The following is a 14965-nucleotide window of genomic DNA, read 5'->3' as shown; positions in this document are numbered from 1 at the left end:
ATTATTCCACCCTCGTCCGGCCGACGATCCGCAACAGATCCTCGTGCAGTTCAAACCACAGCGTATGATAGCTCTCGATCCGGGCGTCGCTGACCCATTCGATGGCGCCGTCCTCGGCCTTCTCCAACGCGGAAAGCAGATGGGTCCGGTAATAGTTCAGCCGCGGCAGACCTTTGGCGAGCCGGGACAGGATGCTATCGGCGCGCTCGTGCAGGTCGCCCAGCCGGCCGATGACCTTTTCATCATGGGCGCTATTGTTGTGATCGTTGGCGACACGCTGACCGGCGACCTCCATCGTCTGCCAGTCGGTGATCAGCGCCTTGAGCTGGACATTGATCCGCTCGAACGCCTCATAGGCGGCAAAGAAGTCGGCATCGTCGCGCAGCTCGGCATAGTGCCGGGAATAATCGCTTTCGAGCGCAACGCGCGCGAGCGGGCTCAGCAGATATTTCCCGTTCGCCTCGACCGCGCGGCCGCCCGCCGTTGCGACCCGCAAATATTCGGCCGTGTCCTCGGGCCTGAGCCCGATCAGGCCCGCAATCTCGTCCGGCCCGGCATGCTTCTTGATCGCGAGACCGTGGAGAACCAGATGCATGGGGCTCATGCCGATGCTCCCTCCCGGCGCGCCGTCACGGTATCGCGGATCTCGCGGCGCAATATCTTGTTCGCGCCGCTCTTGGGCAGCTCGGGCCAGATCTCGATCGACTTGGGCTGCTTGTAATTGGCCAGCCGCTCCCTGGCGAAAGCAAGCACGGCCTGATCGTCAAGACCGGCACGCCCGGCAATCACCGCATGGACCCGATCTCCCCATTTTTCGTCCGGCAGGCCCACGACGGCGGCTTCGACAACGCCGTCATAGCCCAGCAGCACATCCTCGATCTCGCGCGGATAGACATTATAGCCGCCCGAAATCAGCATGTCGTTCTTGCGGTCCAGGATGTAGAAGAAACCATCCTCATCCATCCGGCCGATGTCGCCGGTGTGCAGCCAGCCGTTGCGGAACGCCTCCGCCGTCGCCTCGGGCCGGTCCCAATAATAGGCCATGAGCTGGGTACCCCGGCACACGATCTCGCCGACCTCGCCCGCCGCAAGGAAATTGTCCTGCTCGTCGACGATGGCGACCTCGACCGTGGAAAAGGGCCGCCCGCACGAGCCGATGCGATCATGATCCTCGGGTTTGAGGCAGGTGATCACCATCGGGCTTTCGGCCTGACCGTAGGTCTGGGCGAAGACCTTGCCGAAGCGGGCTTCGCCGCGCCGCAGCAGGCTGTCCGCAATCGGTGAGGCGCCATAGGCGATACGGCGCAGATCGAGCCGGGTTTCAGCGCAGCCGGGCTGTTCGAGTATCATCGCCAGCATCGTCGGCACAAGGAAGGTCATCGATGCCTTTTCGGCCTCGGCCAGCGCGAGAAAGGCCTGGGGATCGAACTTCTTCATCACCACCGAGCGCACGCCACGCACGAGCGCGGGCAGGAAGAAGGCGCCGGACGCATGCGCGATCGGCGCGGCATGCAGGAAGGTGTCGCCCTCATGCATCTCCGGCATGAGGTCGATGAGGAAGGCGGAAAGCTCGGCCGTTTCGCCGCGCATCGTCAGCGTCACGCCCTTGGGCTTCCCGGTGGTGCCGCCGGTATAGCCGAGACGATAGGGCGCCTCCAGATCGCGGTCGACCGCGCAGGGGCTGGGAGCGCCGGTCCGCGTCATCTCGGCAATGGCGTCGGGGCGCAGGCAGAAGTCCAACGTGTCGGGCACGATATCGTCGACGCCGCAGATCACCGCCCGGCTGCCGCTGTCGCCAAGCTTATAGGCGTGGTTGTCCTGCGTTTCCCGCGTGTTGAGCGAGACCCGCACCAACCCCGCCTTGGCAAGCGCATAATAAGCGACAAGGCAGTCGATACCGTTGGGCAGAAGCACGCCGACGCGGTCGCCGGGCTGAAGGCCGTTGGCGAGCAGCGCGTTGCCCAGCCGGTCGGTCAGAGCATCGAAGTCGCGGAAGCTGACGATCCTGTCGTCTTCGACAAGGCAGGGCGCGTCCTTATAGTGCAAGGCGGCGCGACGGATGATGGAACCGATCTGCATTAATTTTTCTCACTCATCGAGCCGTGATCTTTCCGTGTTCGCGACTGACGTTGCTCAACCCTGTAGAGTTCGTCGGCCATCGGCGTCCCGGCATTATATTTGACCCAGGTCTCGCAAAGGAACCGGTAGCGGTCGGAACAGATTTCCGGCCTGTGCTCCTGCGCAAGACGATTATATTCGGAGAGACTCAATGTGCCCCGGCTTGTCCGGTAACGATCAACCTTCGGGTCGAGATTATTGGTGCCCGGCTGGGGCGGCCCCGCGCTCGGCACATAATCCTCGCCGTTCAGGATGGAGAGCGGCACGGGTGTAAACATACGTCTGGCGGCATCATTGTGCTGCATCATGGTGAAAGGAGAGACTTGCTGGCTCGGAAGGGTCAGGCTGCCGACCAGTTCGTTCAGCACGCTATTGCCATATTCATCGTTGAGCAACGGCCGGAAGCGCTCCGCACGCGGATCGATCTCCAGCCAATCCTCGACCTCGAACACGCCGGCGACATGGGCGAGATCCTTGATCACCGCAAAATAGGACAGCGCGCCCGCGTCAAGGAGCTGGTCACGCGACCATTCGGCCATTCGCACCCATAATTTGTTGGTGGCGTCCTTCAACACCTCGTTCAGTTCGAGGAAAGTTTTGGTGAGTTCTTCGCGCGAACCCATGCCAAGAGGCACAAAGCCATCGGTAAGAGGATCGGAAGTATAGAGGCCAACGCCCGCAAGCTTATCCGCCGTGAATTCTGGCGTGGATTCGAAGCTGCCCCAGTCATCGACCAGATGAAAATGGCAATCGCGAACCGACATCGTAACGGTGAAATTATTATGGGGAACATCGGCCGCGACACCGTCCAGCCAGGGCAACGAACATTCGGCAAGGTCCATGAAATCGCGAACCAGCAACTGATGCGTGTCGTCGAGCCGGTAGGGACCGGAATTCGTCAGACTGATCCGGCTCTCGCACGAAACAAGGAAACCATATTGCGAGGCGGTCGCCATGAACGCCTGGGCCGCGCTGTGCAGCGCATCGCCCGGTTCGCAGGTGAACATATCCGCCTTGAATATCTCAAGCCGGCGATCGGGCAGGATTTGCGCGCGGTGACCATATTCCCGGTTGGTCAAATGGCCGTCATTGCGATGCCAGGCGAGCTGGAAACGCTTCCAGAAGTCGAGCACATAGACAATGTCCTCCACCGCATCCTGCGGCCTCAGCATACCCAGCGAGATCAGCCATTCGCGACCCAGCAGGTAGAAAGCGGGAAGACACCAGCCCATGTGGGAATTCTGAATCTTGATGCCCATGTTGCGGCTGCGGTCGGCGATTTCCTCCGCCTTCATCCGCTCTTCGATCTTCCGGAGCAGCGCCGGATAGCGGTAGAAAGCATTCAGATAGGAAAACATGATATAGGCCGATACCGGGAACAGTTTCGATCCCTGCACCGTTCGCGTCACGCACAGCCAATAGGTTTCATCGCCCACAGTCTGCATGAGGTTGTTCGCCTCGAGCAGCTGGACATAGCTGAGGGTTTTCGGATTGTCCGTCATGCGATCTTCCACACACGCGCGCGCATTTCCATGCCGCTCTGATAGGATTCGGCGGTACGCGCGGCGGCGCTGGTCTCTATCAGGACGCGCTCCCCCTCCCGAATGCCGCTGATCCGCGCATTCATCAGGCAGGGTATGCCATATTCACGCGTCAGGATGCCCAGGTGCGAACGAACGGTGCCGCCCGCGCAGATCACGCCCTTGAACCCTTCCAGGATCGGCGCAGTGAGCGTTCCGCCGCTGTCGTCGATGATCGCTATCGTATCTTCGGGAACGCCGTTCTTCATGAAGTCGATCACGCGCTCGCTGGTGCGGATGTAGCGCGCGATCCCGCCGGTATCGGCCGGGCAGCGCACGACATTGTCACCGACGCCCCGCTGTTCGCGCCCCTCTCCATCGACCGGCGCGACGATCGCGTCCGGATGCTCGAAACTGAAATCAGGATCGTCAATCGCGCCCTCCACGGCTGCGTAGATATCCGGCCGATCCCGAACGGAAAGCATGGACGACCAGGCGAAGCGATAGCCGGTGCCAAGAATCCGGCGCTCGATCGCTTCCATATCCGCCTTGGTCACAAGCCTGTCGGACGAACCGAACGCAAAGCTCGCCCAACTGTCGCCGCTCTCGCTCCATCGCTTTCGTACCAGATCTCGGACGGCGTTGTGCACCGCCTCGACCAGCAACGAGGCGGGGGCCTCTCCATAACGGTCTCGATCGGTATACAATCTTCCCATCATTCCCCTCACCCTTGCTCGAATGCCCGGAAGCAATCGCTTTTTCTATGCTGCCTATTTCGCACCGAAGCGGCGGGACTGTCAACTATTAAACGACAATATTGTAGCGCAATCCTGAACTAACAATGGAAATCGACCACTGCGGCGGCAGCGGATCGCGGATGCGGATCGACGCGCTCGATCCGCGCTGTGCGGGCGATTCCATAATGACCGAACATCATGGAAAAACGGGGTAAATCCTTTGCTCAGACAGCCGCGCATCGCACCGCCTGCCGGACCTTGTTCAAGGAGATCGCGCAAAGAAATACCCGTCCGGTCCCGCTGCACGGCGGCAGGGACAGGACGGGTATCGCTGCGTCACTATTGCTTCCGCCGCCAGGGCGGCATCGAAACCTATGCCGCCGCCGGAAACTCCGGACTGGCGTTGATAATCACCTTCACCGTTTCCCCGGCCTTGAGCTGGACGGCAAACGCCTCGGCGGCATCTTCCAGCGGGAAGCTGTGCGTCATCAGATGCCGCACCTTGATCGCGCCCGAAGCCAGCCTGTCGATGGCGGGCGCGAAATCGCCCCCCAGCGATCCGACGATCCGGGGCATCTTGTGAACGATCTTGGTGGTATCGATTTCCGCGGCATGCTCGGGCAGGCCCACGATGCAGATCGTGCCGCCCGGACGCACCATCTCCAGCGATTGCTGGATAGTGAGGGCGATGCCCGCCGCTTCGAATACGACATCGGCATTGCCACCCTCATTATAGTGGTAAGGCGCAATGCCGAACTTCTGCTTCACCCATTCAGTGGCATCGCCGGTCCGCGCATCGAAGACATCGTCCGCGCCGCTCTGCCGGGCGATTTCGAGGCGGGCGGGGCTGACATCCACCGCGATCACCTCCGCCGCTCCGGCAGCCTTCGCGGCCTGCAAACAGGCGTTGCCGATCATCCCGACGCCGAGCACGACCACTTTGTCGCCGTGCTGGACATTAGCCTGAACCGCGGCGGCGACACCCACCGAAACGGGCTCGATCATCGCCGCCGAAACATCGTCGATCGTATCGGGCAGCTTGTGCACATTGCTGCCAAGCAGCGCATTTTCGATCTTCACATATTCGGCAAAGGCGCCGGGAAGACCATAGCCGGTCGAGCCGGTGAACAGTTTCGCGCACAATATATATTGTCCGCGCTTGCAGGCGTCGCACTCGCCGCAAATGCTCGCGGAAAAGCCGGTCACCCGGTCGCCGACGGCAATCCCGTCCACCTTGTCGCCGACCATGGCGATATGGCCCATGAATTCATGGCCCATCACCTGGCCCGGCTTGACATACATCCCCGTTTTGAAACTGTGGACGTCCGATCCGCATATGCCGCAATTCACGACGCGGATGAGCACATCCGCCTCGCCGATCTGCGGCATCGGGACGTCCTTGACCGCGATCTTTCCGGGACCTTCCAGCACAGCGGCCCGCATCGTCTCGTTCATGTCCGAATCCTCTCTCATGCGCCATATTTCACCCCTTGAGGTGCAGCCGCGCAGGAAGGGGATAACACCGTGTCCTACAGAAAGGAACGACAATTATTGAGATGACCGCGATTTGACGGACAGGGACACGGGTCATTCCCCGAGACGACGAGCAGGATTTGGGGCAGGCGCGCCGGTCGATGCGGCCCATGACCGGAGAGCGCCGGAGGAGAAAGGATCGATCGGCGGGCAACCGCCAAGGCACCTTATGTGCGGCTTATGTGCGGCGAGCGAATGCCTCATCCGGCAGACGCCCGATACGTTGATGCATGCTCCTCATATGGTTGCGCATGGCGCGCTGGGCACGCATCGCATCGCCGGCCAGCACGGCATCGGTGATCGACGCATATTCATCGACGCGATCCCGCCGGTCTTCCGGGCTGAAATAGGATTCCAGCTGAAGCCTGAGCAGGTGAACCCGCATCATCGGCATGACGGACTGGAGCTGCGAGTTCCCGCCAATCCGGATGAGCGTATCATAGAAATGGCTGCGCTGCTCGTTGAAGGCAAGATTTTCGAGCGCAGGATCCTTGAATCTTTCGAGCCATTCGAATGCATCGCGTACAAGCTCCGCATTATGGTCGCGCGCCACGGCATTGGCCGCAAGGCGCGCGATCAGCGCCGTCAACACCTCAAGGATTTCGAGGATGTCGAGAACCTCCTGTCGCGTCAGGGAACGGATATAGGCGCCGCGATGCCGGGTCAGCTCAACAACACCCTCGGCATCCAGCCGCTTGAGCGCCTCCCGAACCGGACCGCGGCTGATGCCCAGGCTTTGCGTCAGATCCGCCTCGATCAGCTTCTGGCCGGGAACATAGCGACCAACCAAAATCCCCCGATGGATTGTCTCGATAACCCGATCGGGCGAGCTCGCCGCGTCGCCATTCAAGCTGACAGGCACAACGTCGCTCACGCCCCCTGCGGCGGTTTTCATTTCTCTTTTCTTCCGTTGTATCGCCATTACTTCTTCCATCGGCCCTAGCAGCTTGCGCGGTTCTCCTGTCGTGTCGCGCAATTCACGGCGACGCGCAAGCACGCTCACCTGCGGCGAGTGTACAATATAGTACCACATGCTCATCGGACAATTGGAAATGAGGGCACGGAAATTCACGGAAAATCATCCCTATTCTGCGTTTGTTCCACGGATGGAGAATGACCGCATGACCATGGATACGCACCGCAACGACAGGGGCAGGCTCACGCGACAGCCGGTATCGAGCCCGAATCGCAGGAACGGCCGGACTCCGGGTGGTGAGCGACAGCACGCTTCGCAGGGTGTCGCTCACCAACCGGACAAGTCCCGGCGATACCCGCCCTCGACAACGGCATATCGATGGGAAAGGCCATCCCGATCAGTCCGGAAGCAGGAACAGGCCGTTCGATCGGAAGAAGCCTTCCTTCACGGCTTCATCTCTGCCTTTTAGCTTCTCCAGGAAGATCTTGTCGGACTCGATCCCGCCCTCCACATGAGGATAGTCGGTTGCGTAGGCGTAGACCTGAGCCAGCTCCGGATAGCGATCGATATAATAGTCCACCGGCTCGAAGTAGAAAGGCGTCGCGCGAACGTTGCGCGCGAGATAGCCGGATGGCGGCATGGACAGATCCGCCAGCCGCTTGACGAACTGGCCGGCGAGATTGTCCATCCGTTCCGCGAGCGGGCCGACCCAGTGCGCGGCGCATTCGATGATACCCACGCGCAGCCGGGGGAAGCGCTCGAATACGCCGCCAAGGACCATGCAGACCAGATAGTTTTCCATGCAAAAGTGGAGCGTAGACGTGTGATAGGGCGTCACCTGAAATTCCGCCGAGGAGACGCGCGATGGATAGAAGGCCGGCACATTGTTCGGCCATTTGAGCGAGCTCATGAACGCGAATTCGGTGCCCAGGTGCAGGGTCAGCGGGATGTCGTTCTTCTCAAGCAGTTCCCAGAACGGGTCCATGGCCGGGTCGGCGGGCGATGTGCCCGCGGGTGGCGAGCCGGCCGGCAGCATGATGCCCCTGATGCCCGCCGCCAGCAATTCTTCCGTCTGCTTCATGATCTCGGGAATGGAATCGGGTAGAACCATCCCGACGGGCCGGGTCTTCGACTGGGTGGCTTTGGTGATGCGCGCCGCCCATTTGTTGTGTGCGTCGCATGCCTCCTTGCCGAGGCGCTTGTGATCCACGCCCTCAGGATCGTAGATCAGATATTCGTGCGGATTGGGCAGATAATAGAGGATCAGGCCGATCAGTCCGAACGTCGGGAACACGAGCTGCCGCTCGATACCCATCGCCTCCATGACTTCAGGACGCCTGCTGAGGTCGATCGCACTGGGCGCTCCCGGACCCTTGATGTTCCACACCGTGTCATGGTTGATGGGCGTGACATCACCGGAGATGTCTGGCCTCAGCATCGAATTGCCCGCTCGCAACTCGCCAGACGCCTTCATGTCGAGCTTGCCGAGGAAGTCTCCGACATCCCCGAACTCCTCGCCCCAGAAATGGAACGGCACCATCTCATGGCTGTCCACGTCGACCTTATTTCTAAGGTACGAAGCTTGTTCCTCTTTCCCAAGATGCTCGGGGTTTTCCCTAATGCTATTCATTACGAATCTCCTCGGCGGCGGATTACCACCTCAATTCAAACCAGACTCGGCCGGGCGCGACGCATCATCGGCTGCCTTCTCGAGCGCACTCGCCACAAGAACACCGGTGGGGAGCGTCTGGAATGGGTGAGAAACGCATATGCCGATGTCGGCCGCGCATTGGCAACCAGGAAAGCGCCCCGGCGCCGCGTCATGGCCCTGAAAGCTGCTGTCAGACAAAGTGCGGAGCGGGCGCTGACCGACTGATCCGGCAAGATCGGGCGGAGGGGGTAAAGCCGCCTTTGCGGCCATGCTTGTCCAGGTAACGGACGAGGTGGTGATGTGGACGGCACCTTGATCGAAGCCTGGGTCAGCATGAAGGGCTTCAAGCCCAGGGAACAGCCTTCCGAAGGCGACGATGACGACAGCGGTTCAACCCCTGGCAAAGAAGGCAGGTGGAAGGCCAGCGGGCGGAATGCCGAGTGAGATTTGCGCGGCGACAAGGGGGCCAATGCCACCCATGCCTCGGTCACCGATCCCGATGTCAAGCTGTTCGAGAACGCGCGCGGTCAGGAAGAAAGGCCAAGCCAAACAGCCCAATGGAGAACCGCACGGCATCTCGCTGGAGGCCGTCTAACTACCCAAACCAAATGTGTTTCCTCTCCTGCCACGCCACTAGGTCGTCGAGCGCTCATTCGCACGGGCAACTCGTTCCCCCGACTCGTCAAAGACTATGAGCGTTACGTCCAAACTCTCGCCGGACTGCATGTCGCCGCCATCGCCCGCATCATAATGAAACAGGCTCCCACAATCCGGCAGGTGCATAACAGCTCCGGGCGCGGCCCCTCATGCGGCGCCCAGCATAATCATTCCGGCTGGACGGACAACCGTATCAGATGGCCCTTGAAAGCGAAGGGCGTTCCATATTCCGCAGAAACCGGTGTGCCGGTGTCCGATCCGACGTCGAAGGTCTCGCTTAGCGAAATGATCATTGGGATCGTGCGGGGGATGCGACCCTCACCGACCTGGATTCCGTCAACCAACAGGTCGGCTGCCCCAGCCTTTCCGGCTCCGCCGCCATCGTAGCGAAAGCGCAGATTGATGTCATGCTGACCCGGGGTCAACGACACAGCGCCCTTGATTTCCGTCGTCTCCAAGCCAAGCATATTGTAGGCGAACGTTGGTATCCCGTTCCTGATAAATAGCGAATAACCGCCGAAGCGGCCACCCTGGGCAACAAGCACGCCATCGCCGCCGCTGGTCGGGATGTCGACCTTGGCGGCGATCTCGAATGAGCGGTTCAGGATGTTGGGTGCCTGCGCAGAGGGAACGCGGTTGACCGGCATGGTGTAGGTGAAGACGTCCCGCGAGACCTCCGCCCACGGCGGACGTCCGCCCTGAGGAATAAGCGGATAGACCTGATTGCGATAAGCTTCCCGATCGAACATGGCCTGCAGTTCGCGCAGCTTTCCGGGGTGCTGTCTGGCGACATCTGTCGATTGACTGAAGTCGGCGTTGAGATCGTAGAGTTCCCATTGCATCGCAGCCGGGTCGAACGGTCGCCAAGGGGCTATTTCCCAAGGCATCCTCACTGGTGTGACCGCGGCCAACCAACCTTCGTGATAGAGTGCGCGCCCACCCGTCACCTCGAAATACTGCGTGCGGCGACGGGTCGGCGCGTTCGGCGCATCGAACGTGTATTTCATGCCGACGCCCTCGATGGGCTTTTGGGCAACGCCATTCACTGTGTCCGGCGCCGTTATCCCTGCCGCCTCCAATATGGTCGGCATGATGTCGATGACATGGTGGAATTGGTGCCTGATCCCGCGCGCGGGCATCTGCGCAGGCCAGGAGACAACTAGGCCGTTGGCATGCGCCCCCAGGTGCGAGGCGATCCGTTTGAAGTAGGGGAACGGAGTGCTCATCGCGTTCGCCCAAGCCGCCGGGAAATGGTTGTAGGCTCTTGGACCACCAAAGCTGTTCAGCCGATCTTTGATCATTGCGAAGTCTTCGGGGACTCCGTTCATGACCGTCGTTTCGTTCCACAGCCCTTGAAACCCTCCTTCGGCACTGGAGCCGTTATCACCCTGGATGTAGATGATGAGGGTGTTGTCCAACTGACCCTCTCGTCGCAGGGTGTCGATCACCTGACCAATCTGATCGTCGCAATAGCTGAGCGCGGCGGCATAGACCTCCATCATATGGGCATAGACCCGCTTCTGCTCGGCCGTCAGCCTATTCCAGGCCGGCAACATTGCTGGCCGGGCCGAGAGCTTGGTCGAAGGCGGCACAATGCCCAGTCTTTTCTGACGCTTGAGGATTTCGACGCGCAATGCATCCCAGCCCTCATCGAATTTGCCGCGATAACGGTCAATCCATTCTTGCGGCGCATGCAGCGGAGAGTGGGCCGTGCCGGGGGCGTAGTAGATGAAGAAAGGTTTGTCGCGTGCGACGGCGTTATGATTGGCGATCCATTGGATCGCGTGGCCGGCGAGATCCCGGTCAAGGATGTAGCCTGGCTCATTCGTCGGCGGCTCGACGGGCGTGATGCCATTGAACAACTGCGGCGCGTATTGGCTGGTTTCGCCATTGAGGAATCCGTAGAAATATTCGAACCCCTTGCCGGTCGGCCAACGGTCGAATGGTCCTGCGGCACTTTCCTCCCACTGAGGCACCAGATGCCACTTGCCAAACGCCGCAGTGTTGTAGCCGTTCTCACGCAGAATCTCGGCCACGCTGGCGGCGTTCTTCGGCAGAATGGTGGTGTAGCCGTTAGAAAGCTGCGGCCCGTCAGTGGTCCCCCCTCCCATGCCGACGTCGTGTTGGTTCCGTCCGGTCAGCAGGGCGGCGCGCGTGGCAGAGCAAACAGCAGCCGTGTGGAAGTTGTTGTAGCGCAATCCCCGGCTTGCCAATTGGTCGAACGTAGGGGTAGCGATCGGACCGCCGAAGGTGCTCGACGCGCCGAAGCCCACGTCATCTGTCAAGATCAACAGCACGTTTGGCGCATGCGCCGGCGCCGTTGGAACCTTCGGCCATTCGAACGGCGTCGCCGGCGGCGGCCCAGCGACCGCTGTGCTTGCCGAGAACGGGAAAAGTGATCCAGCGAGCAACAGGCATAGAAACCGCCGGCTCCTCCTGCCGTTGCATGACCTCTCTTTACGCGCTTCAGCCTTGCTTTGGGGGCGCATGTTTTTCTCCCTCATCCTTTCCTGGAGGTCACGCAGCCCTGCCCTGGCGCGCACCCTCAGACCTTTGCGCTCTTAACGCAGAACAAACGGATGCCAAATCATTTTTATCATATGTATTAAATATTCCTTCAAATGTATGTCGCATGAGGCCTTATAGTCGTCTATCCGGTGTTTCGCTCACCCACATGCGACTCGTCCCCTAGCGGTTTAGGAATAGGAGCTCAGATTGCGGTCAATCGGTCACAGGCGAAAGCAAACTGCTGAATCCGACACCAAAGCGCAGCTTATCGAAGCGGGGGAAAGGCTGTTCGGATACCACGGGCTGGAGGGCGTCTCACTGCGCCAGATCGCAGCCGCTGTAGGATCATCGAATTCCTACGTCGTCCAGTATCATTTCGGCGACAAGGAGGCCCTATTCTGGGCGATCTTCGTTCGCAGGTTGCCATCCCTGGAGGTCGGCCGCGGCGCCCTGTTGGCAAAGGCCCGGCAAGACGGCCGAGCGGAAGACCCACGCACGCTGCTCGAAGTGATCCTGCGGCCGATGAGTGAGGAACGCGACCAGAAGGGACGCCGCAGTTATGCCGGTTTCCTCCTCGGCCTCCGCAGCCGGCACAGTCTCACCCAGCGGAGGCGCGAAGCAGCCGAACTTGCACCGCTCACCGAGCATCTCGTGGAACTCCTCCGCACCGCCGTGGGTCCGATGCCTTGGGCGTTGTTCAGTTCCCGCATGTTAGCCGCAACCACCCTTTACTGGCACGCACTGACCGACCTAGACGATCAGCTCTTCAGCACAGGCCGCCTGGCCGTCAGCGAAGAGGCGACGCTTAGCGAAACGCTGGATGCGGGAATCAGGATACTGACAGCGCCCGTTTCGCCAGAGTCTTGGGCGGCATTCGCGGCGGCCGCCGAATAGACCGCAACCCGCGCCCAAGCCAATCCCCGCCCCCGTCACTTGAGCATAGCCATCCGATGCACGTTGTCTGGATACGGTACGCGGCGCACCGCGCACGCCGGTCACAATGATGGCGCTTGCGTCAGCGGCGGCTTCGGCCGCAGCGCTGTCGGGCGTCGCAACAGTCTGCGCGAACAAGGGCGCGGACGTCAGAAGCGCTCCTGCAAGTGCGGTCGAGCACAGATAAAGGCGATCAAGGTTCATGGATTTATCCCCCGGTTTCCGGGGACCGTCTATTTTCTATTAATCGATTGAGAAATAACTTCGCTATAGGAACTATGAGTAAATTTGAATTTTAGATCTGCTTGCTAGTGGCGAAGTTCAGCTTCGCCCGCCCTTGCCGAAACTGCGGTCGAAGGCATCCGCGACAGGCCGCTTGCCTTCAGTCAGACCGGCTTTCTGGAATCGGTGGGTGATGTCCTGCTCATGCGCGATGATCTTCCCGTCAATGGGCTGGGCCACGCGGTTGTTTCGGTCGAAACTGGCGCGGGCGATGTCGATCGGCAGGCCGGTTTCCTTTGCCAGCACTTGCGCGAATTCGTCAGGATGCGCGCGCGCCCATTCGACAGCCCTTGCTTCCCGCTGGAGGAAATCAGCGAGCAAAGCGCGCTTGGGGCCGATGGAATCGCTGTGGGCGATGTCGATATAGATGGGCAGGCCATAATCCTTCGCATCGACCACGGCTCGCGCGCCTTCCTTGATCGCCACATTGGTATAGGGCGTCCAGGTGGACCAGGCGTCGATCGCGCCGCTGTCGAAGGCGGCCTTGGCATCGCCGGGCGGCAGGAAGGTGACGCGCACCCTGTCCGCCGGGATATGCGCCCGCTCCAGCGCCTGAAGCAGCAGATGATGGCCAATCGACCCCCGCGTGGTGGCGACGGATTTGCCGATCAGATCCTGCACCGACCGCGCAGGCGAGTCTTTCTTCACCAATATGGCCAGCGCTTCCCCGGCTGGGGCAAATGGCGCCTGTACGCCTATGGCTTTGACCGGGCTGCCGCTCTGATAGGCGAAGATGAAGGGCGCGTCGGCGGCCAGGCCGAGATCCGCAGCGCCGCCGCCCACCGCCTCCAGCAAGGGCTGAGCCGCCGGGAATTCCGACCATTCGACCTCATAAGGCGCATCCTTGAGCACGCCCGAGGCGATCATCATGGATTTGACCTGCCCCTTCTGATTGGCGACGCGCAGCACCTTGTCGTCATCGCCGCCGCCAAATTTCGCGGCGGCAAGGCCGAAGCCTGCCGCCGCCACCAGTGCCACCGCGATGATCGCGCCCCTGTTTTTCGCCATATCAGCCCGCCAGCGCCAGACCGGCCTTGGTCCGCTCAGAAACCTTGCGCCGCACGATGGGGAGAAGTTCCCGGCCATAGAGGATGGAGTCGCCCAGCGGATCGAAGCCGCGGATCAGGAAATGATCGATGCCGATGTCATAATAATCGAGCATCGCATCGGCCACCTGTTCGGGCGTGCCGACCAGCCCCGTGCTGTTGCCCGCCGCGCCGGTGAGCGCCGCGACGCCGGTCCAGAGCCGCTTGTCCTGCCGATTGGCGCTCGCGGTTTCGAGCAGGCGAAGCGACCCGGCATTGGCCGGACGATGGCCAGCAAGCGGCAGCCCGGCGGCGACGCGATTTTCGCGCACCTGCTCCTCGATCTCCGCCGCGCGTTTCCACGCCGCTTCCTCCGTGTCCGCGATCACCGGGCGCAGCGAGAGCGAGAAACCCGGATCGCGCCCATAGCGCACCGCCGAGCGGCGCACCTGCCGCACGGTATCCCGCACGGCCTCCAGCGTTTCGCCCCACAGGGCGTAGACATCGGCATGACGCCCGGCGACATCGATCGCTTCGGGCGACGAACCGCCGAAGAAGACCGGCAGATTGTCGGGCTTGATGGCGCTGAACGCCTGTTTCACGTCATAGAATTTGCCCTGATGGTCGAAGGGCTGGGTCGCCGTCCATTCCTGACGCAGGATCGACAGATATTCATCGGTGCGGGCGTAGCGTTCCGCCTTCACGCTCTTCGTGTCGCCGTCACGCGCCATTTCCTCGTCAGCGCCGCCGGTAATGATGTGGACGGCAACGCGGCCGCCGGACAACTGGTCCAGCGTCGCCAATTGCCGGGCCGCGACCGTCGGCTGGGTGAAACCGGGGCGGTGCGCGACCAGAAATCCCAGGGTCGACGTAATCGCCGCCGCATGGGCCGCGACGATCTGGCTTTCGGGCGTGTTGGAGCCGAAGGGGATCAACACGCGGTCGAAGCCGCCCTCCTCCTGCGCCTTGGCCGCCGCCTCGACATAATCCTTGTCGAGCGTGCGGCTGCGCACCGCCGACTGGGTTTCAGAGCCGTTGTTGAAGCCGATATAGCCGATAAACTTGACGCTCATAATCGCCTCTCA

At 61.2% G+C, this 14965-nt stretch carries 11 protein-coding genes and 2 pseudogenes; 3 read left to right on the top strand and 10 right to left on the bottom strand.

Annotated features, from left to right (window positions below):
* Window position 1: 1 nt before the first annotated feature.
* From HHL26_RS00840 to HHL26_RS00810, 7 genes are all read right to left on the bottom strand, one after another.
* The gene (locus tag HHL26_RS00840) at window positions 2–604 is read right to left on the bottom strand and encodes a hypothetical protein (RefSeq protein WP_087573642.1); all 603 of its coding nucleotides are present in this window, start codon (window positions 602–604) and stop codon (window positions 2–4) included.
* Window positions 601–2079 carry an AMP-binding protein gene (locus HHL26_RS00835; protein ID WP_169575711.1) on the bottom strand — a complete coding sequence of 493 codons (1479 nt, stop codon included), beginning with the start codon at window positions 2077–2079 and terminating at the stop codon, window positions 601–603. The genes HHL26_RS00840 and HHL26_RS00835 overlap by 4 nt, the downstream gene beginning before the upstream one ends.
* A complete protein-coding gene (locus HHL26_RS00830) occupies window positions 2079–3620 on the bottom strand; it encodes a hypothetical protein (protein WP_169575710.1) in 1542 nt (513 codons plus the stop codon). Before HHL26_RS00830 ends, HHL26_RS00835 begins: the two co-directional genes overlap by 1 nt.
* Window positions 3617–4357, bottom strand: coding sequence for a PEP-utilizing enzyme (locus HHL26_RS00825; protein ID WP_240962249.1), 741 nt, complete (start codon window positions 4355–4357; stop codon window positions 3617–3619). The genes HHL26_RS00830 and HHL26_RS00825 overlap by 4 nt, the downstream gene beginning before the upstream one ends.
* A 390-nt stretch (window positions 4358–4747) precedes the next feature.
* The gene (locus HHL26_RS00820; protein WP_169575709.1) at window positions 4748–5830 is read right to left on the bottom strand and encodes a zinc-binding dehydrogenase; all 1083 of its coding nucleotides are present in this window, start codon (window positions 5828–5830) and stop codon (window positions 4748–4750) included.
* Between the two features lie 256 nt (window positions 5831–6086).
* A complete protein-coding gene (locus HHL26_RS00815; protein WP_169575708.1) occupies window positions 6087–6803 on the bottom strand; it encodes a GntR family transcriptional regulator in 717 nt (238 codons plus the stop codon).
* Window positions 6804–7221: 418 nt separating this feature from the next.
* Window positions 7222–8454, bottom strand: a complete 1233-nt coding sequence (locus HHL26_RS00810) for an amidohydrolase family protein (protein ID WP_169575707.1) — start codon at window positions 8452–8454, stop codon at window positions 7222–7224.
* A 321-nt stretch (window positions 8455–8775) separates the two neighbouring features.
* Between HHL26_RS00810 and HHL26_RS24150 the strand changes: the two are divergent.
* Window positions 8776–8988, top strand: a pseudogene (locus tag HHL26_RS24150) (IS5/IS1182 family transposase); the annotation flags it as partial.
* A 55-nt stretch (window positions 8989–9043) separates the two neighbouring features.
* Window positions 9044–9237, top strand: a pseudogene (locus HHL26_RS24145) (IS5/IS1182 family transposase); the annotation flags it as partial.
* 62 nt (window positions 9238–9299) lie between these two features.
* Here HHL26_RS24145 and HHL26_RS00805 read toward each other — a convergent pair.
* Complete coding sequence (locus HHL26_RS00805; protein ID WP_169575706.1) at window positions 9300–11621, bottom strand: arylsulfatase; 2322 nt, start codon at window positions 11619–11621, stop codon at window positions 9300–9302.
* Window positions 11622–11847: 226 nt separating this feature from the next.
* Between HHL26_RS00805 and HHL26_RS00800 the strand changes: the two genes are divergently transcribed.
* Window positions 11848–12534 carry a TetR/AcrR family transcriptional regulator gene (locus HHL26_RS00800; protein WP_169575705.1) on the top strand — a complete coding sequence of 229 codons (687 nt, stop codon included), beginning with the start codon at window positions 11848–11850 and terminating at the stop codon, window positions 12532–12534.
* Between the two features lie 360 nt (window positions 12535–12894).
* Here the strand turns inward: HHL26_RS00800 and HHL26_RS00795 are convergent, their stop codons facing one another.
* Complete coding sequence (locus HHL26_RS00795) at window positions 12895–13863, bottom strand: ABC transporter substrate-binding protein (RefSeq protein ID WP_087573649.1); 969 nt, start codon at window positions 13861–13863, stop codon at window positions 12895–12897.
* A gap of 1 nt (window position 13864) precedes the next feature.
* On the bottom strand, window positions 13865–14953 hold the full coding sequence (locus HHL26_RS00790; RefSeq protein ID WP_169575704.1) for an LLM class flavin-dependent oxidoreductase: 1089 nt from the start codon (window positions 14951–14953) through the stop codon (window positions 13865–13867).
* Between the last annotated feature and the right edge of the window lie 12 nt (window positions 14954–14965).

Origin of the sequence: Sphingobium sp. TB-6 (assembly GCF_012927365.1) — a bacterium.
GTDB lineage: Bacteria > Pseudomonadota > Alphaproteobacteria > Sphingomonadales > Sphingomonadaceae > Sphingobium.
Note: the sequence above shows the minus strand (reverse complement) of the source record. Positions and strands in the feature narration are given on the sequence as shown.

Excerpts from the sequence above, each read along its gene's own strand:
- HHL26_RS00840 (WP_087573642.1), bottom strand. The coding sequence starts at position 604 with ATGAGCCCCATGCATCTGGTTCTCCACGGTCTCGCGATCAAGAAGCAT.
- HHL26_RS00835 (WP_169575711.1), bottom strand. The coding sequence starts at position 2,079 with ATGCAGATCGGTTCCATCATCCGTCGCGCCGCCTTGCACTATAAGGAC.
- HHL26_RS00830 (WP_169575710.1), bottom strand. The coding sequence starts at position 3,620 with ATGACGGACAATCCGAAAACCCTCAGCTATGTCCAGCTGCTCGAGGCG.
- HHL26_RS00825 (WP_240962249.1), bottom strand. The coding sequence starts at position 4,357 with ATGATGGGAAGATTGTATACCGATCGAGACCGTTATGGAGAGGCCCCC.
- HHL26_RS00820 (WP_169575709.1), bottom strand. The coding sequence starts at position 5,830 with ATGAACGAGACGATGCGGGCCGCTGTGCTGGAAGGTCCCGGAAAGATC.
- HHL26_RS00815 (WP_169575708.1), bottom strand. The coding sequence starts at position 6,803 with ATGAAAACCGCCGCAGGGGGCGTGAGCGACGTTGTGCCTGTCAGCTTG.
- HHL26_RS00810 (WP_169575707.1), bottom strand. The coding sequence starts at position 8,454 with ATGAATAGCATTAGGGAAAACCCCGAGCATCTTGGGAAAGAGGAACAA.
- HHL26_RS00805 (WP_169575706.1), bottom strand. The coding sequence starts at position 11,621 with ATGCGCCCCCAAAGCAAGGCTGAAGCGCGTAAAGAGAGGTCATGCAAC.
- HHL26_RS00795 (WP_087573649.1), bottom strand. The coding sequence starts at position 13,863 with ATGGCGAAAAACAGGGGCGCGATCATCGCGGTGGCACTGGTGGCGGCG.
- HHL26_RS00790 (WP_169575704.1), bottom strand. The coding sequence starts at position 14,953 with ATGAGCGTCAAGTTTATCGGCTATATCGGCTTCAACAACGGCTCTGAA.